The organism is Tissierella pigra (genome assembly GCF_018917845.1).
In the GTDB taxonomy this organism is placed as follows: domain Bacteria; phylum Bacillota; class Clostridia; order Tissierellales; family Tissierellaceae; genus Tissierella; species Tissierella pigra.
Window position 1 is genome coordinate 3,351,687 of the sequence record NZ_JAHLPJ010000001.1, and the last position, 24,132, is coordinate 3,375,818.

At 31.5% G+C, this 24,132-nt stretch carries 23 protein-coding genes and 1 other annotated feature; of the genes, 3 read left to right on the plus strand and 20 right to left on the minus strand.

The features are described from left to right. Genes vorB through KQI41_RS16345 form a run of 3 tightly spaced genes read right to left on the minus strand, consistent with a single transcriptional unit; the run spans position 1 to position 2,608 of the window. Positions 1-1,056, minus strand: a complete 1,056-nt coding sequence (vorB, locus tag KQI41_RS16335; protein ID WP_216585736.1) for a 3-methyl-2-oxobutanoate dehydrogenase subunit VorB — start codon at positions 1,054-1,056, stop codon at positions 1-3. Between the two features lie 47 nt (positions 1,057-1,103). Beyond that, positions 1,104-1,322, minus strand: coding sequence for a 4Fe-4S binding protein (locus tag KQI41_RS16340; protein ID WP_154439010.1), 219 nt, complete (start codon positions 1,320-1,322; stop codon positions 1,104-1,106). Between the two features lie 35 nt (positions 1,323-1,357). Next, positions 1,358-2,608 carry an MFS transporter gene (locus tag KQI41_RS16345; RefSeq protein WP_216585737.1) on the minus strand — a complete coding sequence of 417 codons (1,251 nt, stop codon included), beginning with the start codon at positions 2,606-2,608 and terminating at the stop codon, positions 1,358-1,360. 282 nt (positions 2,609-2,890) lie between these two features. Between KQI41_RS16345 and KQI41_RS19335 the strand changes: the two genes are divergently transcribed. Beyond that, entirely contained in the window at positions 2,891-4,693 is a 1,803-nt protein-coding gene (locus KQI41_RS19335; RefSeq protein ID WP_216585738.1) for a heme NO-binding domain-containing protein, read from the plus strand. A 197-nt stretch (positions 4,694-4,890) separates the two neighbouring features. Here KQI41_RS19335 and KQI41_RS16355 read toward each other — a convergent pair whose 3' ends face one another. From KQI41_RS16355 to KQI41_RS16370, 5 genes are all read right to left on the minus strand, one after another. Next, a complete protein-coding gene (locus KQI41_RS16355) occupies positions 4,891-5,427 on the minus strand; it encodes a spore maturation protein (protein ID WP_154439008.1) in 537 nt (178 codons plus the stop codon). Next, positions 5,412-6,044 (minus strand): nucleoside recognition domain-containing protein, encoded by a 633-nt coding sequence (locus KQI41_RS16360; RefSeq protein WP_216585739.1) that lies wholly within the window; start codon positions 6,042-6,044, stop codon positions 5,412-5,414. The genes KQI41_RS16355 and KQI41_RS16360 overlap by 16 nt, the downstream gene beginning before the upstream one ends. A gap of 163 nt (positions 6,045-6,207) precedes the next feature. Then, positions 6,208-7,545 (minus strand): magnesium transporter, encoded by a 1,338-nt coding sequence (gene mgtE / locus KQI41_RS16365; protein WP_154439006.1) that lies wholly within the window; start codon positions 7,543-7,545, stop codon positions 6,208-6,210. Positions 7,546-7,808: 263 nt separating this feature from the next. Next, entirely contained in the window at positions 7,809-8,105 is a 297-nt protein-coding gene (locus tag KQI41_RS19340) for a HesB-like (seleno)protein (protein WP_342366200.1), read from the minus strand. Positions 8,106-8,374: 269 nt separating this feature from the next. Beyond that, positions 8,375-8,758, minus strand: a complete 384-nt coding sequence (locus KQI41_RS16370) for a phage holin family protein (RefSeq protein ID WP_154439005.1) — start codon at positions 8,756-8,758, stop codon at positions 8,375-8,377. Between the two features lie 159 nt (positions 8,759-8,917). Between KQI41_RS16370 and KQI41_RS16375 the strand changes: the two genes are divergently transcribed. Then, positions 8,918-9,103 carry a DUF1858 domain-containing protein gene (locus KQI41_RS16375; protein ID WP_154439004.1) on the plus strand — a complete coding sequence of 62 codons (186 nt, stop codon included), beginning with the start codon at positions 8,918-8,920 and terminating at the stop codon, positions 9,101-9,103. 59 nt (positions 9,104-9,162) lie between these two features. Here the strand turns inward: KQI41_RS16375 and KQI41_RS16380 are convergent, their stop codons facing one another. Further along, positions 9,163-9,393, minus strand: coding sequence for a glutaredoxin family protein (locus KQI41_RS16380; RefSeq protein ID WP_154439003.1), 231 nt, complete (start codon positions 9,391-9,393; stop codon positions 9,163-9,165). Between the two features lie 207 nt (positions 9,394-9,600). Between KQI41_RS16380 and KQI41_RS16385 the strand changes: the two genes are divergently transcribed. After that, positions 9,601-9,867, plus strand: coding sequence for a late competence development ComFB family protein (locus KQI41_RS16385; protein WP_154439002.1), 267 nt, complete (start codon positions 9,601-9,603; stop codon positions 9,865-9,867). A gap of 25 nt (positions 9,868-9,892) precedes the next feature. Here KQI41_RS16385 and KQI41_RS16390 read toward each other — a convergent pair whose 3' ends face one another. The 11 genes from KQI41_RS16390 to trpB form a co-directional block, all read right to left on the minus strand. Continuing rightward, positions 9,893-10,258: an ArsR/SmtB family transcription factor gene (locus KQI41_RS16390; protein WP_154439001.1), complete on the minus strand. Its 366-nt coding sequence runs from the start codon at positions 10,256-10,258 to the stop codon at positions 9,893-9,895. 17 nt (positions 10,259-10,275) lie between these two features. Next, entirely contained in the window at positions 10,276-11,655 is a 1,380-nt protein-coding gene (locus tag KQI41_RS16395; protein WP_216585740.1) for a hypothetical protein, read from the minus strand. A 30-nt stretch (positions 11,656-11,685) separates the two neighbouring features. Continuing rightward, a complete protein-coding gene (gene rsmA, locus KQI41_RS16400) occupies positions 11,686-12,552 on the minus strand; it encodes a 16S rRNA (adenine(1518)-N(6)/adenine(1519)-N(6))-dimethyltransferase RsmA (protein ID WP_216585741.1) in 867 nt (288 codons plus the stop codon). After that, the gene (rnmV, locus tag KQI41_RS16405; protein WP_154438998.1) at positions 12,553-13,089 is read right to left on the minus strand and encodes a ribonuclease M5; all 537 of its coding nucleotides are present in this window, start codon (positions 13,087-13,089) and stop codon (positions 12,553-12,555) included. It lies immediately after the preceding gene. Positions 13,090-13,207: 118 nt separating this feature from the next. Continuing rightward, complete coding sequence (locus tag KQI41_RS16410) at positions 13,208-13,975, minus strand: TatD family hydrolase (RefSeq protein ID WP_216585742.1); 768 nt, start codon at positions 13,973-13,975, stop codon at positions 13,208-13,210. A 12-nt stretch (positions 13,976-13,987) separates the two neighbouring features. Beyond that, entirely contained in the window at positions 13,988-15,943 is a 1,956-nt protein-coding gene (metG, locus tag KQI41_RS16415; RefSeq protein WP_216585743.1) for a methionine--tRNA ligase, read from the minus strand. A gap of 181 nt (positions 15,944-16,124) precedes the next feature. After that, positions 16,125-16,357, minus strand: a binding site (T-box leader). A 182-nt stretch (positions 16,358-16,539) separates the two neighbouring features. Continuing rightward, a complete protein-coding gene (locus tag KQI41_RS16420) occupies positions 16,540-19,524 on the minus strand; it encodes a collagenase (RefSeq protein WP_216585744.1) in 2,985 nt (994 codons plus the stop codon). A gap of 620 nt (positions 19,525-20,144) precedes the next feature. Beyond that, entirely contained in the window at positions 20,145-21,269 is a 1,125-nt protein-coding gene (gene aroC, locus KQI41_RS16425) for a chorismate synthase (protein ID WP_154438994.1), read from the minus strand. Positions 21,270-21,326: 57 nt separating this feature from the next. Continuing rightward, the gene (gene aroF, locus KQI41_RS16430; protein ID WP_229768478.1) at positions 21,327-22,148 is read right to left on the minus strand and encodes a 3-deoxy-7-phosphoheptulonate synthase; all 822 of its coding nucleotides are present in this window, start codon (positions 22,146-22,148) and stop codon (positions 21,327-21,329) included. 10 nt (positions 22,149-22,158) lie between these two features. After that, positions 22,159-22,956, minus strand: a complete 798-nt coding sequence (gene trpA / locus KQI41_RS16435; protein ID WP_154438992.1) for a tryptophan synthase subunit alpha — start codon at positions 22,954-22,956, stop codon at positions 22,159-22,161. Beyond that, positions 22,946-24,127, minus strand: coding sequence for a tryptophan synthase subunit beta (gene trpB, locus KQI41_RS16440; protein WP_154438991.1), 1,182 nt, complete (start codon positions 24,125-24,127; stop codon positions 22,946-22,948). Before trpB ends, trpA begins: the two co-directional genes overlap by 11 nt. Between the last annotated feature and the right edge of the window lie 5 nt (positions 24,128-24,132).

The following is a 24,132-nucleotide window of genomic DNA, read 5'->3' on the forward strand; positions in this document are numbered from 1 at the left end:
TTATACCTCCCCACCTGATAATATTTTATTTACTTTTGCAATAATAACTTCTGTTTCAGGTACATCTTTAACTGTTGTATATTTATATACTGGATACTTATTACCTGTAGCTAATATTACATCATCTACCATTTGTCCTAAAATGTTCATTTCCACTGTCATTAGTGCCTTACATGAATCTGATAATTCTTCGAAAGCTTTTATAGGATATGGCCATAAGCTAATAGGTCTTATTAATCCTAGTTTTATTCCTTGACTTCTTGCAACTTTTACTGCCTCTTTACATACTCTAGAGCTGATTCCGTAGGAAACTAGTACAACTTCTGCATCTTCTACTTCCATTGATTCCCATCTTTGCTCATTCTCTTCCATTTCTTTATATTTGTTTGCTAAAAACTCATCATAATTATCCATATAATATAAAAGGTTAGTGATTTTCTTTTGTTCTTCACCCTTTTTACAACCTTTCATGGACCAATGAAATTTATCTATATCATGTTCTTCCATTTCAGGTAAAGCTACTTTTTCCATCATTTGACCAATGGCTGCATCTGAACCAATAATTACTGGATGTCTATATTTTTCTGCTAAGTCGAATGCCAAGTGAGTTAAGTCAACATTTTCCTGAACAGAATTAGGTGCCAATACTATGGTTCTATAGTCTCCATGTCCCCCACCTCTAGTTAATTGCCAGTAGTCTCCTTGACTTTGTCCAATATCACCTAATCCATTTCCATATCTCATAACATCTACTAGTACTGCTGGAAGATCTGCTGCTACAAGATAAGATATTCCTTCTTGAAAAAGACTAAATCCTGGACCTGATGAACTTCCTATTACTCTAGCTCCAGCTGCTGAAGCACCAAGCATCATATTTATTCCGCCTAGTTCAGATTCAGTCTGTACAAATTCTCCACCTATTTCATCCATTCTCCATGATAAATACTCTAATATTTCGGTTTGTGGTGTAATAGGATAACCACTATAAAATCTACAACCTGCTCTTATGGCAGCTTCTGCTAATGCTTCATTACCTTTCATCAATACATATTCCATAATCTTACCTCCTATCATTTTGTTCCTAGTCTATATTGAGTAAAGCCTTATTCTATTGTATAAACAGTATCTGGGCATACAGTATAACAAGCTCCGCAACCTATACATTTTTCTTCATCTACCTGAGTTGGTGAGTAACCTTTTTTATTTACTATGTCCATTATGGATATAGCGTCTTTAGGACACGCCTTGATACAATAGTAGCATCCTTTACATTTCTCAGGATTTGTTTTAGCTTTTGCTGTATTTTTTATTGCTGTTGCCATGTTAATTCCTCCCATATAAATTATTTTGTTAATATTTATTTTGCATTTGCTTTGTACTTATTAGATAATTTTACGGCTACTAAAGCCACTAATAAGGACACAATTGTTACTCCTATGGTAAATATAAATATACGACTATATCCTGCATCTCCATAAATGTCTAACCACTTACCAAATAAAGTATATACGAACATATCAGGTAAATAACCAATTACTGTAATAATAGCTAAAGCTGTTCCAGTAACTGCTGCTGGTACTTGTAATTCTGATATAACCGCATATAAAGGTCCTTTAGCCATATATAAAGCGATGGCATTCAGAAGCATTACAGCTATTATTAAAATATTGTTTCCTCCTGGAATAATTAAAAGCATAGCCATGGATATTGCACATAATCCTAAAGAAACTACTTGACCTTTACTAGCTGATTTAAATACATTATCTGAAATATATCCACCTAATGGTCCACCAATAAATCTAGTTCCATAGTTTCTAATGGTTCCTATACTTGCTGCCAATGTTAATGATAAACCTAGTACACCTGTACTATATGGAGTTAAATAGCTTAACCCTGCAATAAATGTAACTTGTCCAAACATCATAATTGCTACAATCCATACTGCTGGATATTTTAATACACCAAAGTAATCCTTAATACCAACTTTTTCAGTTGTAGTAGTTTTTTCTTCAGCATAAGTAAGTTTTTCATCATATAAAAATATAATTAATATTCCTGCTATTACACATAAAACACCCATAGTTGCTACAGCACCTTTAAATCCTAGTAGAAGGTTATCTGCAAATAATGATAATACATAAATCATAATAAAGTTAATTAATAATGATGCTATACCATTCATAGCTTCGAAGATTCCGAACATTCTGCCTTGTTCTTCTTCACTACCTAATAAACGAATTCCCTTTAAAAGTGCAGGCCAGAATGCAAATCCACCTGTTATTGCTGCAACAAACCATACTAATTTAACCATTGTAAAGTTTTTATAAGTCATCATAAGTAAGAAACATATTGCTGCATTACCAAATGTAGATGCTAGTAAAACTGTTTTTGGTTTAAATTTATCTGCTATCCATCCTCCTGGTAGGTATGACAATGTACAAGCCATGGCATAGATTGATAATAATGAACCAAGTTGAGCATTAGTAACTCCCATAGCTGCAATCATTTGGTCATAAAATGTACGGCTCATATATGGCAGTGTATACATAAAACCATAGGTAAGACCTAATGCAAATAACAGTAATATTCTTTTAACTTTTTTATTCATGTTTATCCTCCTAATTTCACATTTTAATCTTTAGATTTTTATTTGAGAATAAAATACAGTACTACATTTATCCCCCCTTGATTTAATTGTTTTAATTTTTTGATAATATATTTGATAATCATATTATAATATGGTCATACCAATTATGCAAGTATTGTTATTTTTCTTTCATACTTTATTGTATTTAAACAAAATATTTCTTTTTTTAATGCCATAATATGGACACAATTTTCTATTCCTTATGATATAATATACTCATAGTTATACGAAGGAGGAGTTATTGTGAAAGGTACTATAGTTTCTGCTTGGGTTGATACTTGCAGAGAATTGTATGGAGAAAAAATAACAAATGAAGCACTGGAACATTTTAATATAAGTTCTAATAAAATATTTTCTCCTATAGAGGATATAGAAGATAAAGTGGCTCGAGGAATTATTGAATATATTGCAGCAAAACTGAATAAGTCTCCTGATGAAGTATGGAGAACCATGGGAAATCACAATATCATCACATACTCCAAAGTTTATCCCGCATTCTTTAGATATAAAAACTTATATTCATTTCTCCAAGCAATGTATGATATTCATGTTGTAGTTACCAAAAGGGTTAAGGGAGCAAATCCTCCTATTTTGGGAATTAAGCCTGTAGACAAATTTTCAGCACATATGACTTATTCTTCATCTAGAGGAATGTTTGCTTATTTTCAAGGTATGTTAGAGGGTGCTAGTAAGTATTTTAAAGAAGATATTATTATTGAAACTGTAGAAAAGACGGAAGATTTTCTTAAAATATCTATTAAGTTTCCTAAAGAGATTTACTATAAAAAGAAATATATGCTTAATAAAATATTGTCTCTAGGATTTATAAAAAATATGGAAGGAAAAATTGCCATAGCTTCCTTTATATTTTTAGGTATTCCAGTAAGTCTTATATCTAAATTTGTAGATTCTAACATTACTATACCTTTGACTTTAGCTTTATCAATCTTAATTCCATTTTTTATATCTAAAGGGCTTTTTAGACCTCTAAAATCTATTTATAACTCCCTAGAGGAAATTATAAATAAGGATTTGTCCATGATCCACGATATATCTACATCTGACTTCTTTGAAGATATTAATCTCAAGTTAAAAGAATTAAAGGAATCTATTAAGAAGGATTTTGTTGGATATAAAAGTACTACAGATGAACTAAATGTCTTTGCTGATAAGTTCGCCGATATTTCATCTAATATGAGCTTTACTTCTGGTGAAATATCAAATGTAGTAGAACAAGTTGCAACTGGTTCTATTAATCAAGCTGAAGAAACAGAACAAACTGCATATAGTTTAAATAACTCTATTATTTCACTAAATGAAGTAGTAGATAAAGAAAATAGTGGAAAAGACCAACTTGAATCTGCTGTAATTCAAATCAATAAAGGGTTTAGTGACTTAAAGTCTACTTCTGATAGCTTAAATAATATATTGCTTCAGTTTTCCCATGTAAAGTCTAAGGGTCAAGATTTGCAAAATAGGGCCAATGAAGTCAAAAATATTGTTGAAGCTGTAGAAAGTATTGCAGAGCAAACTAATTTACTGGCTTTAAATGCTAGTATAGAAGCATCACGGGCTGGAGAATATGGTCGAGGATTTACTGTTGTTGCAATGGAAATCAGAAAACTTGCAGAAGGTTCAAAGGATGCTGTTCAAACTATAAATGATAATTTAGAATCCTTTGTCCAAGATATTGCTGAGTTCGTTGTTTCTATATCTGACCAGTTTAGTATTCTTGAAAACGAAAATATCAAATTAAATACTGTTGCTGCGGAAAACCAATCTGCTGTAAATTCTGTGGCTAAGGTATCTCAGCTAATTACTGAACTTACAAAGGAACTTACGATTGAAACTGATAGTATAAACTCCCTTTTCCACGGTATAGAGTCATTGGCAGCAATTGCAGAAGAAAACTCTGCATCATCACAAGAAGTATCTGCAAATGTTCACGCATATACTGAAGAAATTAAAAAGATGACAGAAAGTATATATGAGTTTAAGAAAGTTAGTATGGAGTTTAGTAAGGAACTGGAAAAATACGTTGTTTAAGGACTTCGTCCTTAAACAGTGAATAGTGAATAACTAATATAAGCAGGGTACCAAAATTGTGGTTTTCAATTTTGTGTACATCGCTTAGTTTGTTCATCTAGTGAATAGTTAGGGAAGTTTCCAATTCATTGGAAACCAATTAAATTAAAAAATACTTCGCTTTGCGAAGTATTTTTTCACTATTCACTATTTTTCGGTTACCCAAAAAATATTCTTGCCACATAAACTGCTGAAACTAATCCAACCAGGTCTGCTATTAATCCTGCTGATAGTGCGTGTCTATATTTTTTTATGGATACTGAACCAAAGTATACTGCTAAAATATAAAATGTGGTTTCACTGGAGCCCATCATTACTGCTGCCGTTCTTCCAATTAAGGACTCCGGTCCATGATTTTTTATTAGTTCACTCATGATTCCTTGAGCACCACTTCCTGATAAGGGCCTCATAAATATCATAGGAACTACTTCTCCCGGGATTTTAAATAGTTCTATAAGTGGACTAAATAGCTTAATCAGCATATCCATAGCTCCCGATTCCCTAAAGACTCCAATTGCCACAAGCATGGCTACAAAAGAAGGTATAATTCTTATTGCCGTAGTAATTCCATCTTTTGCCCCTTCCATAAAGGATTCATAAACCTTAATATTTCTAATAATACCATAAAGTATAATTCCAACAATCATAAAAGGAATGGCAAGTTTAGATAAAATCTCCATTATTTCAATGAACATTCAACTTTTCCTCCTTTACCTTTTACCTTTTTTATTTGATATTTAGGCAGTCTTTGAAGTGTTTTTGCGGCAATTATGGCTGTAATTGTGGATATTGTAGTGGCTACTATGGTAGGACCTACTATTTCTGTTGGATTGGCCGCACCTGCTGATGAAAGTATTGCTATGGTTGAAGCAGGTATTAAAGTTACAGAAGATGTATTTATGGCAAGAAATGTAACCATTGCATCTGTTGCTGTATCCTTTCGTCTATTTAATTTTTGCAATTCTTCCATTGCCTTTAGTCCAAAGGGAGTTGCTGCATTGCCTAACCCCAAAATATTAGCAGATATATTCATTATCATAGCTCCCATGGCTGGATGATCAGCTGGTACATCTGGAAATAAAAGTATCATTATTGGTTTTAAAAGCTTTGATACTCCTCTTATAAGTCCAGAGTCCTCTGCTATTTTCATAATTCCAAGCCATAAAGCCATTACTCCAATAAGTCCTATGGCTAATTCTACAGCTCCTTTAGCATTCTGTATGGCACTTGCAGTAACATTATCTAAATTTCCAGTAATAGCTCCAACTATAAACCCAATAATAATTAGAGCTGCCCAAATAGCATTAATCATATAAACACCTCTTTTTTAGCGAATAACTAATAGTTAAGGTCTCCCCTACTATCTCTTCATTATTCACTATATTCTCTAGTGCTTATCCATTATTCAAAAAAACAAAAAAGACTTAAGATTTTCTTTTGGAAAATCTTAAGTCACTCTTCAATCTTCACTGTCTTTATATTCCAAGTAGTGATTTTGCGATGCTGAAGTATACTATCAGTGCCAATGCGTCTACTATAGTTGTAATAAGTGGTCCTGCCATTATGGCTGGATCAAGTTTTAATTTTTTTGCTATTAGTGGTAATATTCCACCTACTATTTTTGATGCTATAACTGTAATTACTACAGTTAATGAAACTGTCAAAGCTACTTTCATTTCTACTTTTTCCAATAATATAATCCTTAAAAAATTAATTACAGCAAGAACTACTCCCACTATAGCACTTATTCTTAGTTCTTTCCATAATACTTTCCACCAGTCATGGGTAGTTATTTCACCTGTTGCTAATCCCCTTATTATTAAAGTAGAGGACTGACTTCCTGAATTTCCTCCAGTGTCCATTAACATGGGAATAAATGTACTAAGCACTACTATAGATGACAGTACATCTTCAAATTTACCCATTATCCTTCCAGTAAATGTAGCAGAAATCATAAGTATTAAAAGCCAAGGTAATCTGTTTTTAGCCAATGTCATGACTCCAGCATCTAAATAAGCTTCTTCTGATGGAGACATAGCAGCCATTATTTGGAAGTCCTCTGTTGCTTCTTGTTCCATAATATCCATAATATCATCAACAGTAATAATTCCAGTAAGTCTATTTTCGTTATCCACTACAGGAAGTGCTAAAAACCCATATTTTATAAATACGTTTGCTACGCTTTCTTGGTCATCATGGGTATATACTTTTATTACTTCATCTTCCATTATATCTTCTATAATTTTATCTTCATCTGATGTGACTAAAGTTCTTAGGGAAACAAAACCCTCTAAAGTTCTTTTTTGATCTGTTACATAACAGGTATATACAGTTTCTTTATTTAAACCTATTTCTTTTATATGAGTTAAAGCTTCTTTTACAGTTAAACCTTTTCTTAACTCAACATATTCTATGGTCATTATACTTCCTGCAGAATCTACAGGATATTTTAAAAATTGATTTATTAATTTTCTTTCCTCTTCTTTTGCTGATTTTAGAATCTTTTTTACAATATTTGCAGGCATTTCTTCAATTAAGTCTATCATATCATCAAAAAATAGTTCATCTACAATATATTCTACTTCTTTGTCTGTTATGGAATTTATTATACCTAGTTGCTGTTCTGTAGAGAAGTGGGCAAATACTTCTACTGCTAAATCTTTAGGTAGCATTCTAAAAATCAAGAGAGTTAAATGTGCATCTAGGGGATCCAATAGCTCCGCCACATCTACCTCATTCATTTCTGATAATTCATTTTTTATTTGTGCATATTTTTTTCCTTCTATTAATTCTAATAGTTTTCTTTCATCCATGTTCTCCCTCCAATTAGAGAACCATAGTTTGTGATAAAAATGGTTCTCTTATTATTTTCTTTACTTTTCTTTTAATTATACTGGGTAAAGGCCCAGAATCCATTTTCATCACCAACCTTTCTTAGTGAATAGTTAATAGCTGTCTGTTAGTCACTAATTATAAACTTTAACTTTTTTTATTATATCACACTTTTCTTATCCACCCAAATAAAAAAGATAGGGCAAACCTATCTTTTTTATTTAAACTATTCAATATTTACTAATTAACATCCACCAGAAGCCCTATCTGGAATTACTGTAAATCCTCTTCTTAGCCAATCATCACTATAATCTACTGTAAATTTTCCATAGTTCTCTTCTAATCCTTCTTCTATTAGAAAATTGAAATTACTAGCTGATACCTTTAAATCTCCATCTTTATGCTCATCCAGAGCTATAGCAAATGATGGACCACCTCAGCCATAACCAGCTACATAAATTCTTAAAGGTTTATCTGTTCCTTTAGATTCTATAACTTTAGTCAATTCTTCTGATGCCTTTGGAGTTACATCTATAATCATTTTTATTTCCTCCTTAATTTAATTTCTCAATCCATTATATACCCCCATCGGGTATTTGTAAACATGAATTTATAAAGTTTATCTATAAAGATATGTTTACTAATAGATTACCCTTATTATTGATTTTTAAAAATATAAAATCAAATATATTTTAGACTAAAGACATTTTGCCATTCTAACAAAAAGGACACAAAAATAGAGGAACAAAGTTCCTCTATTTTTAAATTTAAAAGTTTCTTTTAATTCCTAATTCATAATTTGCGTAAACATTACATTGCTCTTCCTGGGATTATAGCATCTACTATACCTATTACCAAAGCACCTATTATAGCACCCCAGACTGATATATGGAATCCAGGTATTATAAACTTGGTAACATAGAGAATAAGTGCAGCTACTAAAAATCCTGATAAACCCCTGCCAAATGGAGAAGCACTTACACCAGTAAACTTTTGAATTAAATGATCCAGTACACCAATGACTATTGATGCTAGTATCAAACTCCATATTCCATCTATTGTAAATCCTGGAGTAAAGTAAGCTGCTATACCTACAACTATTGCTGTTACTAAAACTCTTATTATCATTTCCCCTACATTAAAATTATCTTCTCTTTCTCTATCTCTTTCTGGATTTCTATTTTTATCGTCCATAAACTCACCTCCTGATATAGTATTCTCCATAAACAATTTTTTTTATACAAAAAAATATTAAATAATTTTTATATTTTGTGAAATGATATATTTATACTGGAAAGGGTATAAAATATATGCTACTATATTAGTAGAGATTAAGTAAGGAGGTTGATAGACATGGAAATTACAAAAGATATGCTTATTGGTGAATTAATTAGAAAAAAACCAGAGGCAGTAGAAACTCTTATGAGATTTGGTATGGGTTGTGTAGGTTGTCCATCTAGCCAAATGGAAAGCTTAGAAGAAGCTGCTATGGTACATGGTTTAGATTTAAATAAATTAATGGCTGCTTTAAATGAATAATAGCATAATATAATTAAAAAGGAAGCGATTTTTCAACAAATCGACTTCCTTTTTTACCACTATTTGGCTAGTAATTCGTCAATCTTTTCCTTATCAAAACCAACAATTTCTTCACCATCTATGACCAAAACGGGAACACCCATATGACCCATAGACATTAATTCTTTTCTAGCATCTTTATCTGTTTGAACATTTTTTTCAACATAATCTATGCCTTTTTCTTTTAAATAATCTTTAGCTGAAACACAATACGGACACGTGTTACTAGTGTAAACTGTTACATTTGCCATTTAAATCCCTCCTAAGCTTTTACTAATTTATACTATCTTTAGATGTATATTCCTTGACGTTAGTATTTTACCCATAGTTTTTGATAATAATCACGTAATATAAATTAGTCTATTAGTTTGACAATAATATTGTAAAATAATATAATATAGTACTGGTGAGTTTCATATGAATATAGTATTTAATATTTATAAATTAAGGATGATAGTATGATAAAAAATTATATGGAAATATTAGTTGATGAAGTATTTAACGAGTTAAAAGGTTCTAATGAAATATGCAAAGATATAGTCTGTAAACATGATATAAAAGCTATTGCTTTAAATAATTTGCCCCCTGTTTATTTTAAGTATAATTCAACAGATGGAGAAAAGAAAGCTTTTTTATTAGACCGTCAAAGGAGAATATCTGTATTAGCAAAAGTTGCTGAAGCTGCAGATTTAGTATGTTCATCTTGTACAAAAAATAGTAAATAAACCTACAACTATAGAGGTTGTAGGTTTATTTATGTTTAACGTGGTCTAGACCCTGTTTAAATAGTCCCAATACATGGTCATCATCTAAGGAATAAATAACTAACTTTCCTTCTTTTTTAAACTTAACTAGCTTCATATCTCTTAATATTCTTAGTTGATGAGATATGGCTGATTGAGTCATATCTAATATATTTGCTATATCACATACGCATAAGGAGGATTTTGATAAAATATAGATTATTTTAAGCCGAGTAGGGTCTGATAAAGCCTTAAATGTATTGGAAAGAATATCTATCTCTTTTTCTCCTAGCAAATCCTCTTTTAGTTTTTCTAAAGATACATCATCTGTATAGTGAGTTATACATATTAATTTGTCTTTAGTTTCATCCATTTCTTATCACTCCTATTTTAATCTATAGGTATCATTGGTATAGGAGACTCCACTGGCTTTCCAGTCATAGGATCTATGTGTATTATCCAATATCCCTCTCCACTTTCACCTTCATACCAAGTATTGAATCCTCTTTCTCCAGCATAAGGATGTTCCTCTTTTACAAATTTTCCTGGTATACCATATACAAAGTATTTTACATTTTCTCCTTCGTTATATAGTCCGAATAAATAATGTCCATATTTATCCATCAATTCATTACAGGTAGCAATACTTTCCTTATAAACTTCTTTATTATTGCCACCAACAATATAAGAAAAATATGGAAGAAATGACCTATATTCATTTTCTTTATCTAATTCAACTATCCACCAATTATAATCCTTTAAATTATACTTAAAAGGCTCTATATATGGGAAAAATCTTAATATGCTCAATACATAATTAGTTGTCTGATTTTTTTGGTTCAATTTTTTTATATAATCTAAAGTCTTATAGTCAGGTTCAAAATCATCTTCAGGGTCTTCCTCCAATTCCAACACTGATTCATCTTGATTTTCTTCTATTTCTATTTCTTCTGACTCCACAGCAGTTGCAATTGCTTCTTCTTTTGGTTCTTTTGCAGGTATATCGTATTCTGGATTATATTCTTGTTCCTTTGCCGGTACATCATATATTGGGTCATATTCTTGTTCCTTTGCTGGTATATCATACATTGGGTCATATTCCTGTTCTTTTGCTGGTACATCATACATTGGGTCATATTCTGGTTCTTTTGCTGGTACATCATATATTGAGTCATATTCCTGTTCTACAACTTCATTGTCCGTTTCTTCACCTGTGTCATGGACTTCCATTACTTCAATTTCCTTAATTTCTTCTACTTCTTCTACTTCTTCTACTTCTTGAATATCTTTGATTTCTTCAACTTCATCTATTTGTTCTTTTTCTACTTTTACCGCTTCTACTGGTTCTTCTTTAGACTCTATAATGGGATTAAAAGGCATTTTATCTATGTACCTTTGAATAGTCCCATCCTCTTTGTCTAAATATCCACCTAACAGTACTTTACCGTCTCTCACAATTAAGATACCAGATACCTTTTCCAGTAAAAGATTCTCCTTCTCTAAATCTCGCTGTAAAAATACATATTCTCCCTTACCTTTCCCAGATTCATCAGTAAATATTTTACCTAAGTTCCAAATATTGTTGTTATTATTACTGTTCAAGATAAATACTACATTATAAGCCGTATCTTTTTCTGCATTTTCAATATTTACAGTAACTATTCCCCTAAGACCTTTTATTTCTAGTTTACAATGTCCCTTTGGGTTTCCTCCTAAATTTGAAAACTCTTTCTTTAGTATTATAAACTTTCTGGTATATGCTAACGACATAAAACAACCCCCTTTTCATACTATATTTAATTATATGTCTAATGGGGGTAATGTTTTACTAATCTTTATAAAATCTTCTACAGAAAGACTTTCTGCTCGTATATTCTCATCAATATTCAAGGTTTTTAACGTATTTTTTATGTCTTCTTTAGCAATGTCAAATCCATAGGTAGATAGAGCATTGACTAGAGTCTTTCTTCTTTTGCTAAATGATGCCTTAACTACCTTGAAAAACTTTTCTTTATCTACATCTGGCAATTCTTTTTTTATATCTAGTTTTATTACTGCTGAATCTATCTTTGGCTGAGGCATAAATACAGTCTTAGGTACTTTGACTATTATTTTAGGTTTACTGTAAAAATTTACAAATATGGAAAGTGAACCATATTCCTTTCCTCCTGGGCCTGATTCCATTCTTTCTGCCACTTCTTTTTGAACCATTACTATTATAGCATCTAAGTTTAAATTATCCTCTATGAGCTTCCCAATTATAGGTGTAGTAACATAATAAGGCAAATTTGCTACTACCTTTACTGGACCACCATTTAATTTTTCGTTGATTAACTTTTCCATATCAACTTTTAAAACATCTTCATGGACTATTTCCACATTTTTATATTTCCCAATGGTTTCATCTAATATTGGCAACAAAGTATTATCTATTTCAATAGCAACTACTTTCTTTGCCCTCAAAGCCAATTCCTCCGTTAAAGTTCCTATACCTGGACCTATTTCTATTATATAGTCATCTGGAGTAATTTCTCCTGCATCTGCTATTTTTCTTACAATATTACCATCCATTAAAAAGTTTTGCCCCAAACTCTTTGAAAACTTAAATCCATGTTTTGATAAAATCTTTTTTACATAGGCTGGAGAATAAAGTCTTTTTTCTTCCATTTATTTTTCAATCCTTTCCAAAGCCTGTTCAAATTCTTCTCTAGTTATACCAAAATTATTTAATCTATTTAAGAATTGCTTAGAGTTAGCATATCCAATTCCTAAGATATTTCCTAGTTCTTCTCTTTTCTCTCTTGAACCTTCTCCACCTGCTAATCCAAGAGCTATTATTTCTTCTTTTGTAAATTCTTCTTTTCGTTCTACATTACTAGGTCTAGACTTTAGAATTGCTTCAAGTATATCTTCTTTATTGGCATTTTCTACTCCAATATCATTTTTCTTTAAAGCCTTTCCTTGAGGTAAAAATGCGTGTTTACAATTTTTTATATGCTTGGACAAATCTTTTCTTATTTGTTCTCCAGCATAATCTGGGTCTGTAAGTATAATTATTCCAGTTTTCTCTGCTATACTTTTTAAATTTCTTATAAACTCCTTATTATATCCAAATCCTCCTGTAGCAATTACCTCAGCATCTACGGCAGCTTTTACAGCAGTTATATCATCTCTACCTTCAACAACTATAACTTCCTTTATCAATAAACCAACCCCTTAATGCAATTGCGTTGCAAATTTTGAATTATGAATTATGAATTAAAAGATTAATGGACTGCGTTTACTTAAATATTCACAATTCACAATTGGACTTATTTAAGATTTAAAAAATCTTAAATAAATCCTTTGTATTTCTATTTGTAGTCCTTTCCAATTCCTCGTAGGTTATACCTCTTAATTCGGCAATAGTACCTGCAACATATCTAACATACACAGGCTCGTTTCTTTTTCCTCTATAAGGTTCTGGAGTTAAATAGGGACAATCTGTTTCTATTAAAAGTTTATCTAGAGGTATATTCTTTGCCACCTCTTTGCTTACTTTAGCATTCTTAAATGTAACAGGACCTCCCAAGGATATATAAAATCCCATTTTTATATATTCCATTGCCATTTCTACACTTCCAGAATAACAATGAAGTACTCCTCTTAGACTTCCATCCTGTGCTTCTTTTAGTATATCAAAGGTTTCTTGTGCCGCATCCCTAGTATGGATGACAACTGGTAAATTTAATTCTTTAGCAAGGTTCAGTTGTTCTATGAACCACTTTCTCTGTATATCTCTTGGTGAGTTATCATAATAGTAGTCCAACCCTATTTCTCCTATGGCAACGACCTTATCTCTTTTAGCAAAAGTTCTTAGGACCTCAATAGTTGAATTATCAACTTCCTTAGCTGAATGAGGATGTACACCTATAGCTGCATATATATTATCATACTTTTCAGCTAAGGAAACAGAGGAAATACTTGTTTGTAAGTCTGCCCCTATATTTATAACTATTTCTACTCCATTATCCTCTAAAGAATTAATTAACTTATCCCTATCATTATCAAATCTTGGATCATCTAAATGTGCATGACTATCTATTAACATTTTATTCTCCTTTTACGATATAGTAGCTCCTGATTGTAAGTCTTCCAATGTGGATACTAAGCTTAGTTTTCCTGTACTATCTTCAGCTGCAAGAATCATTCCTTTTGATTCTACTCCTCTTAATTTGACAGGTTTCAAGTTTGTAACTACTACTACTTTTTTTCCTATTAGATCTTCTGGTTTATAGTATTGTTTTATACCTGATACAACCTGACGCTGTTCATCACCTAATTTTAACTGAAATACATATAGCTTATCAGCCTTTGGATGATCTTCACAGGATATAACCTCTGCCACCTTTAGCTTTATTTTATCAAATTCATCTATTGTTATTTCTTCTACTTTTTCTTCTTCAACTAGCTTTTCTTCCACCTTATTAACCTTCTTTCCTTTAGTTCTCATGTTTATAAGTTCCTCGTTGGCAGCATTTAACTTTACCAATTCTTTTTCTATATCAAGTCTAGGAAATATTATATTTCCTCTTTCTACTTTAGTACCTACTTTTATTTTACCCCATTCTTTTGAATCTTCCCATATAGTTTCATCATTTAATCCCAACTGTTTTCTTATTTCATAGGAAGTCTTTTCCATAAATGGTTTAATTAATATTGAAGTGATTCTCAGACTTTCTGTTAGATTATATAATACTGTGTCCAATCTTTCCTTATTATCTTTAGCCAATATCCATGGTCCAGTTTCATCTATATACTTATTTGTTCTTCTAATTAATTTCCATATTTCTTCTAAGGCATTGGAGAAACTAAGTTCATCCATATATTTTTCCACATTAGCAGCTGCATTTATTCCAACTTCCCTTAAAGATATATCAAATTCTTCTTCTCCATTTGGACTAGGTATAAGCCCTTCATTATATTTCTCTACCATAGTTACTGTTCTGCTTACTAGGTTTCCTAAGTCATTTGCTAAATCTGAATTAAGCCTTTGTAAAAACTTCTCTCTATGGAAAGATCCATCTTGCCCAAATGAAAATTCTCTTAGAAGAAAATATTTAAAAGCATCTATTCCATATAGCTCAATAATTGGTTCTGGATATATTACATTTCCCTTTGATTTAGACATTTTATCATCTTCAAATAATATCCAACCATGACCAAATACTTTCTTTGGTAGTTCTAAATCCATTGCCATTAAAAGTGCAGGCCAAATTATAGTATGGAATCTCACTATTTCTTTACCTACTAAATGAACATCAGCAGGCCAAAATTCTCTAAACTTTTCGTCATTATCACTTCCATAACCTAAAGCTGTAATATAGCAGGACAAAGCATCTATCCATACATATACTACGTGTTTAGGATCAAATGGAACTTTTATACCCCAATCAAAACTAGTTCTTGATACACACAAATCCTCTAGTCCATCTTTTAAGAAGTTGTTTATCATTTCGTTTTTTCTAGATTCCGGTTGAATGAAGGTTGGATTTTCTTCATAGAACTTTAAAAGTTTATCTCTATATTGAGAAAGCTTAAAGAAATATGCTTCTTCTTCAGCTAAATGAACTTCTCTATTACAGTCTGGACATTTTCCATCTACTAATTGTGACTCTGCCCAAAATGATTCACATGGAGTACAATAATGCCCTGCATATTTTGATTTATATATTTTTCCACTTTCATATAGTTTTGTAAAAATATCTTGTACTGTTTTTTCATGATGAGGATCTGTAGTTCTTATGAAAGTATCATAATCTATTTCTAAAGTCTTCCACAGTTCTTTTATATCTGCAACTATTTTATCTACATATTCCTTTGGTGTTATACCATTTTCTTTTGCCTTTTCTTGAATTTTTTGTCCATGTTCATCTGACCCTGTTACAAAGTATACATCATATCCTTGCATCTTTTTAAATTTCTTTATGGCATCAGATGCAACAGTAGTATAAGTATGTCCTATATGCAAATTGTCAGATGGATAATAAATTGGGGTAGTTAAATAATATTTTTTCATATATAAACCTCCTTTTAATTTCATCGTATTTTGTGTTAAATCCTATGACGTAGTCTCGAAACTCAAATTCATTTGCTCGCTACGCTCACATGAATTTGGTTCTCGTTACGTTTGACCTACCTACAGTTCACTCACTACGTTCGTTTACTGGGTTAGGTCATAAAAAAAGCCTTCGCCTCCATATAGAGACGAAGGTATTCTTCGTGGTACCACTCTAATTTATCTCAATCTTGCGATTTAAGAACTCACTAGGTTAAAAAACCTTGCAGTATAACGCCTGCTTCCGTTACAGCCTAAAATTTTCGGCTGTAAAGTTCCGGGGCCATCTTCAGAATAATCTTAATCACTGGCTTTCACCTAACCCAGCTCTCTATAGAATAATCTTAGTCCTACTCTTCCCTTCTATACCTTTAACATGAGCTTATTCAACAGTCAATTTTAATATCTAATTTATCTTTAGTATATCTTTCCTTATTTGATAATATATTATACTCTAACAGAAATATTTAGTCAACTAAATAATAGATATTACAGTATTAGTTAAAATATTTATAATCCTTGTTTCTTGATTGCATAAGAAACATTTAATTTCCAATCTATTTAAGAGGCCCACTAACATCTATTGTATATGAACCTATTCCCGAATATTTATATACATAGAGATAATATCTGCCTATTGCTGCATCATAAGAACCTGTTAATCTTCCACCTGTAGTTGAAGTAGGGTATGCTACATAGTTTATAGTATCTGATGCTTCATAAAGCATCCAGCTAATTCCTAAATCCCTATCTGGTAGTACATTGATATGAACTTTTCCATTGGAGATTACATCAAAATAGTATATATCTTCATTATCATCACCGTGAAACTCTGATAAAACTGTAAGTTCACTGGCTATAGGTCCATTTGCATTATCAAATATATCATTTGGCTCAGTCTCAGATGTGATACCATCACTAGGATCAATTTCAGGTTCATTAATTATTACCTGTGCTTCATCCGTATTTCTTTCTCCTTTATCATCTACTACTGTCAAAGTTGCTGTAAATATACCTGCTGTTGAATAGGTATAGTATGGATTTGCTTCTGTGCTTGTATTGCCATCTCCAAAGTCCCATAGATATGATATTATAGTCCCATCACTATCTTTAGAACCCATGCTACTAAAGCTTATCTCCTCACCTTTTACTGCAATGTATGGTCCATTTGCTTCTGCTATTGGAGGATTGTTTACTTCTATTGTGCCATCACCTGTAAGTATTCCATGAAATACTACATCAAATTCTGCTTCATCTGACGAATTCACTTTATAATTTGTAAAGTAGCATACTACAGTTTCATATCCACTCCATGGATATGATGCAAGTGTGTTTAAAGATTCATTCGCCATTGAATTCATATATTCCCAATCTGCTATAGTTCCTTGAGATTCTTCTTTTGTATATGTCCCACGTAATGTAAACGTTTTAAAAAATTCTGATTGTGATTGGGTTATTGTTATATTTGTCAAATCTACAACTGAAGTTATATCTGAGTATATTGACTCCAGGTCTTTTCTTGTATGAGTTTCTAAGTAGTCATCGGCTACAAGGGGAACATAGTAACTATCTATATTATCTACTAAATATTGCATTTGGTTTTGATATTCTGTGTTTAAGCGATTATCATCACTATATTGATTTATTAAGTTATCATATTCCCTTACATTATTTGTCTTTACAGCATTATTTAAACTGTTAAACATATCCTTATTCTTTTCATACATATAATTATAAACAGCAAAACCATAGGTATAAAAAGTAAAACCACTATCATATGATGAATTTAAAGTTTTAGATAAGGAATATCTGTCTTCCACTCTTCCAATATTGGATACCATAGTTTTTCTTGGAACAATCCCATCAGTACGAGTAGCACCAGCAAACCATTCAGCTCCACCTTCTTCAAACCATGTTAATCTTTCATTATCATAAATCTCCGATTCCCCCCACATACCAGGTACTAAATATCTGCCTTGCAAATAGTGAGTAAATTCATGGCGGAATAACTCTTCTAATGTATATATGCTGTCTTGAGGAGTTCTTTCATAGGTATAAAAGGATCCCCAGCTTTCTATATACATACCACCATTATTAGTATCTAGTCCAAACAAATATCTATTCATACCATACTCATAAGGACTATTGTAAATATAGCATGTCAATACTTCATCAGTGTTATTGGCTTCAAGGGGAGCATCACTTCCTATGGCTCTATAAAATTGTGCTCTAACTTCATGTGAAGCCCAATATAGCCTTTTAACTTTATCAATTGTAACATCATCTCCAGCATATATGATTAATTTATCATCGTCAAAAGTATATTTTTTAGGCAGGTATTTATTTATTCCATCTTGTGTGATTTCTTTAATATCTATTGTTCTGCCATAATAATCTAATCCATCATAATTATCTACTATGGATGAAGCAGCTTGAAAATACGGTTCCTCTAAATACGGATAGAGGCTCATTGCCTGTGTAAGGACTCTATTTCCTTCACTTGAATTACTATGAACCTTCCCTAATGTTCCCATCCAGTATAGCCCATTATTTATAAGCCATCCATTATCTGAATTAAAATTTCCTAATAATGCTATATTGGATACTTGTGTTATAAAATCATCAATTCTGCCATACCAAATAGTTTGTGATGGTATAACCCCATTATAAAGCTCTTCATTAATGTCATATTCTATACCACCACCTAAGTTATAAATAGCTGTTCCTTTTGCATTATCATTTATATAGATATTTATATTTGATTGAAATTGTTGAAATATAGGAACAGTACGGTTGATTATATCTACATTGGTTGACCCATTCCACATAAGAAGACCTATGGAAGATACTAAATCATCCTGCTGTGCTGTACCTAGTTTGAAGTTAACATTATTCATAACTGAAACTATTGCAGGTAAACATTTATCATGATAATTTCTACTATTAAGCTCACTTAATTGACTATTATAAAATCCTAAATAAAAACCTGCTCTAACTACTTCACAAAGCGTGGGAATACCTTTGTTATCTGTACTTGTATATTGTCTTCCACGAACCTCTATTGCCTCAATAAGCGCTTTCATACGATTTTCATTAGAATAAAATTCATAGGCATCTTGGCTATATTGAAATAAATCTGCAATATCACTGTATTTAAGAGTAACTAGAAGATTTACTAAATCAGTATAGTTTAATGTCTTTAGATAAGACATTGAATAGGAACTTTCCTCTGCAGCAAATAATCTTATATCATTGGAATTTTGGTCAATAGATTCCCACTGTGGCGGTTCAGGTGATTTAATTGCTAATAAATCATCTGTAACTTCTCTTGAAAATACACTACTTTCTTTCTTTTCTCTATTTTCTATTTTTCCTATAGGTAATTGATTTGATATTGATGAAACATTTGGATTATTATTTACTGCTAAAACTAAACCACTTAAACCATTGCTTAACAATAAAGCAATAATACAAAACAAGCATATAGCTTTATGCAATTTGTGCCTGATTTTTTTTTGATCTTTACCAGTTGTTTTTTTCATAATATAATCCTCTCCTTTAGAACAATTTTATTTTATAAATAATTCTTGATAAAAATACAATATTCACCTCCTTGATAATATAGTTAAAATTCAATTGCTATATTTTCCTCCCTACTGATTCCACAAGATAATATTCATGACTTTTGTATAATCTCTTTATCTACTAAACTTGCCAATAATCTTGATATTATCTAGCTTTGATTCAGATTGGGAGTATGAAAGTATTAATCTTTAAACCTTTAAATATTTCAATATTCCGAACATTCTCCTCGTACATAAAATCCATAATGCTATGCCCCTTAATCTAATAATATAGGAAAGATAATATAAAATGATAGAAATTACAACATCTATATTACAATATGAGATGTATACTGTTTTCAGTAAACTATGAGCCAACTTATTTAGAGAGACTATGTAGTAAGAATTGAGTATAAAAGATACAATTAAATATTGCAAACTTTATGCCACTTTTTTACTTTAATTAAATACAATGATATCAATAATATTTATTCATTAAAATTAAAAACAAATAAGAAAAAGTATTAAATTTAATACTTTTTCTTATTTGTTTTTAAAATCAGTATGAAATTTCAGACCTAATCTACCGATTTGTATTATTATCGTTCTTTTAATCCAGCAATATAATTTTTAAAATTAGATTTAAGTTCTTCTATACTATCTCCGCCAAATTTTTTCTTTATTTCATTAGCCAATACATATGCCAACATATTTTCTGCTACAATACTAGCTGATGGTACAGCACAAACATCTGACCTTTCAAATTGAGCATAAACCTGTTCTTTTGTCTCTATATCTATAGTCTTTAAAGGTTTCTTTAGGGTAGGTATAGGTTTCATAACTGCTCTAAACACTATATTTTCTCCATTGGAAACTCCTCCTTCAATTCCACCTGCATTATTGGTTTTCCTATGGTATCCATTGACATCATAGTAGATTTCATCGTGTACTTTTGAACCAAATCTATTAGATGTATTAAATCCCAGACCAAATTCAATTCCCTTTATTCCAGGAATACTCATTATGCTATAGGCAATCTTTCCATCTAATCTTTTATCCCAACTAGTATAACTTCCTAACCCTACAGGAATATTCATCCCTATTACCTCTATGACTCCACCTATGGTATCTCCTTCTTTTTTTATATTATTTATTTTATCCATCATAAGCTTTTCAGCTTCTTTATCTAGGACCCTCACAATAGATTCATCTGATTTCAACAATTCTTCTTTGCTTATATCATTATAAATATCTTTTGAAATCTTAATATCTCCAATTTGAACTACATGGCTATATATGCCTATATTAAATTCTTTTAGTAACAATTTGCATATTCCACCTAAGGCAACCCTCATGGCTGTTTCTCTGGCACTAGCCCTTTCTAATGTATTTCTACCACCTTTTTGATTATATTTCAATGTACCTCCTAAATCTCCATGACCTGGTCTAGGCCTCATTATCTCTGTTAATTCAATGTTAGTTCCTCTGTTTTTAATCATAATTGATATTGGATTTCCTGTAGTATAGCAATTATTTATCCCAGATAAAACTATTATTTCATCTTTCTCTATAGTCATTCTTTCACTTCTTCCATATCCTTTTTGTCTTCTTTTAAGCTCATGATTTATATATTCTATATCAAAATATAAATTTGCTGGAAGTCCTTCTATTATTCCCTGCAAACTGTCACCATGAGATTCTCCCGATGTTAAAATCCTAATCATTCAGACCCTCCTATAAAATTAAATAAATTAATATTTAAAACAAAGAATTTTATTTTATTACAATATTTTATTTTCAACTTTTGCAATAAGCTTTAAAGATTCCATAAGTTTTTGAAATCTACCTGTGGTTATAGACTGCTCCCCATCACATCTAGCATTTAAAGGGTCATTATGAACTTCAATGATTAATCCATCTGCTCCTACTGCTATAGCAGCCTTTGATAGGGGTTCTACTAACCACCACAAGCCAGTGCCATGGCTAGGATCTACTATGACTGGAAGATGACTTAGCTTCTTCAGTATAGGAACTGCACTTAGGTCTAAAGTGTTCCTTGTATATCTTTCAAAAGTCCTAATTCCCCTTTCACATAAAATTACATTTTCATTTCCTTCCAACATAATATATTCAGCAGCCATTAAAAACTCCTCAATAGTAGCTGACATTCCTCTCTTTAAAAGCACTGGTTTTTTTATCTTTCCAACTTCTTTTAGAAGAGGGTAATTCTGCATATTTCTTGCTCCAATTTGGATAACATCTACATCTTCTAAGAACATATCTAAATATTCCAAAGACATGAGCTCTGTCACAATAGGAAGTCCTGTTTTTTCCTTGGCTATTTTTAATAACTCTAATCCATTTTCACCTAATCCCTGAAAGCTATAAGGTGAAGTCCTTGGCTTAAAAACTCCCCCTCTTAAAAAAGTTGCACCTGATGCCTTCACTCTTTCTGCTATATTAACTATTTGTTCTTCACTTTCTACAGAACAAGGTCCAGCTATTATTGTTATATTATTACTGCCTATGCTATTTTCACCAATATTTATTGTTGAGTTAATAGGATGTAAATTTCTATTAACCTTGTTAAGACCTATTTCCATAAGCTTCCCCCTATTCATCAATTGCCTCTTTTAAACTTTTCACAAATTCATAAACTCTTCTTTCAATATCTTCTGATTCTAAACCTTTCTCTATTTCTTTAACAATTGCACTTCCAACTATTAATCCATCAGCTAAGCTCTTTAAATTTCTTACACTTTCTGCATCAGATATGCCAAAACCTATGGCTAAAGGAATCTTTGAATACTTCCTCACTTCTTTAATAAAATTCTCTAATCCTTCATCAAAATGCTCTCTTATTCCTGTAACTCCTTTAGAAGAAATGCAATAAATAAATCCTTTCCCTTCTTTAACTATTGATTCTATCCTGCTATGAGAGGTTGGAGCAACTAAGGCTATCAAATCAATATGATAATCCTTCATCTTTTCATTTAATATTTTCCTCTCTTCCAAAGGAAGATCTGGGATGATCAAACCATCTATTCCACATTTTTTACATTTATTTAAAAATCTTTCTACTCCATAAGAAAAAACCGTATTGTAATATACTAAGAAAACCAAAGGAATTTCCGTTTCTATTCTTAATGTTGAAACCATTGAAAAAATAGATTTCATATTAATATTTTGGCTTAAAGCCCTTGATGAAGCTCTTTGTATAACAGGTCCGTCTGCTAGGGGGTCTGAGTATGGAATTCCTAGTTCAACAATATCAGCTCCTGCCTTTTCCATTTCCAAAACTAATTCTATGGTTTTATCCAAAGAAGGGTCTCCCAAAGTAATATAAGTTATTAAAGCTTTTCTATTTTCTTCTGTAATTTGGTCAAATTTCTTTTTTATTCTACTGTCCATCTTCCAGTTCCTCCAGCACATTAAATAATGTATCCATGTCTTTATCTCCTCTTCCAGATAAATTCACTACAATAATATCTTCTTTATTTGTTTCTCTAGCTAATTTCATTAAATAGGCTATAGCATGAGCACTTTCTAAAGCAGGTATAATTCCTTCTATCTTAGTTAGGTATCGAAAAGCTTCTATTGCCTCCCTATCATTAATGGCTACATATTTAACTCTGTTAATAAAATGAAAATATGCGTGTTCTGGTCCAATTCCCGGATAATCAAGACCTGCCGATATTGAATGCACTGGTTTAATCTGACCATTTTCATCCTGCAGCAGATAAGTCATCATTCCATGTATGATTCCTAATCTGCCTTTTGAAATACTAGCTGCATGATAGTCTGTCTCTATTCCTTTTCCTCCTGCTTCAACACCATACATTTCTACTTTTTCCTCAATAAAAGGGTAGAATAAACCCATTGCATTACTTCCTCCACCTACACAAGCTATTAAATAATCTGGAACTCTACCTTCCTTTTCCATAATTTGCTCCTTCACTTCATCTCCTATAATCCTTTGAAAATCTCTCACCATTTTAGGATAAGGATGAGGCCCTACTACTGATCCAATTACATAAAAAGTATCTTCTGGATTAGCAACCCAATGTCTAATAGCTTCATTAGTAGCATCCTTCAAGGTTTTTGTACCTGAAGTTACAGAGTTTATTTTAGCTCCCAACATATTCATCTTCAAAACATTTAATCCTTGCCTTTTTATATCCTCCTCACCCATAAACACTTCACAAGGAATATCAAACATTGCACAGATAGTAGCTGTGGCTACTCCATGTTGCCCTGCACCTGTTTCTGCAATTATTCTCTTTTTCCCCATTTTTTTAGCAAGTAGTATCTGACCGATTACATTATTTATCTTGTGGGCTCCCGTATGGTTTAAGTCCTCCCTCTTTAGATAAATCTTGCCTCCACCTAGTTTTTTTGTTAGATTTTTTGCATAATATAGTGGAGTAGGTCTTCCCGAATACTCTTTACAATAATACATATATTCCTTTTTAAAACTATCATCATCTTTTATATTAACAAATGCTTTTTCAAGTTCTATCAATGGATTCATTAAAGTTTCTGGCACAAATTGCCCTCCAAATTGTCCAAATTTTGTATTCATATAGA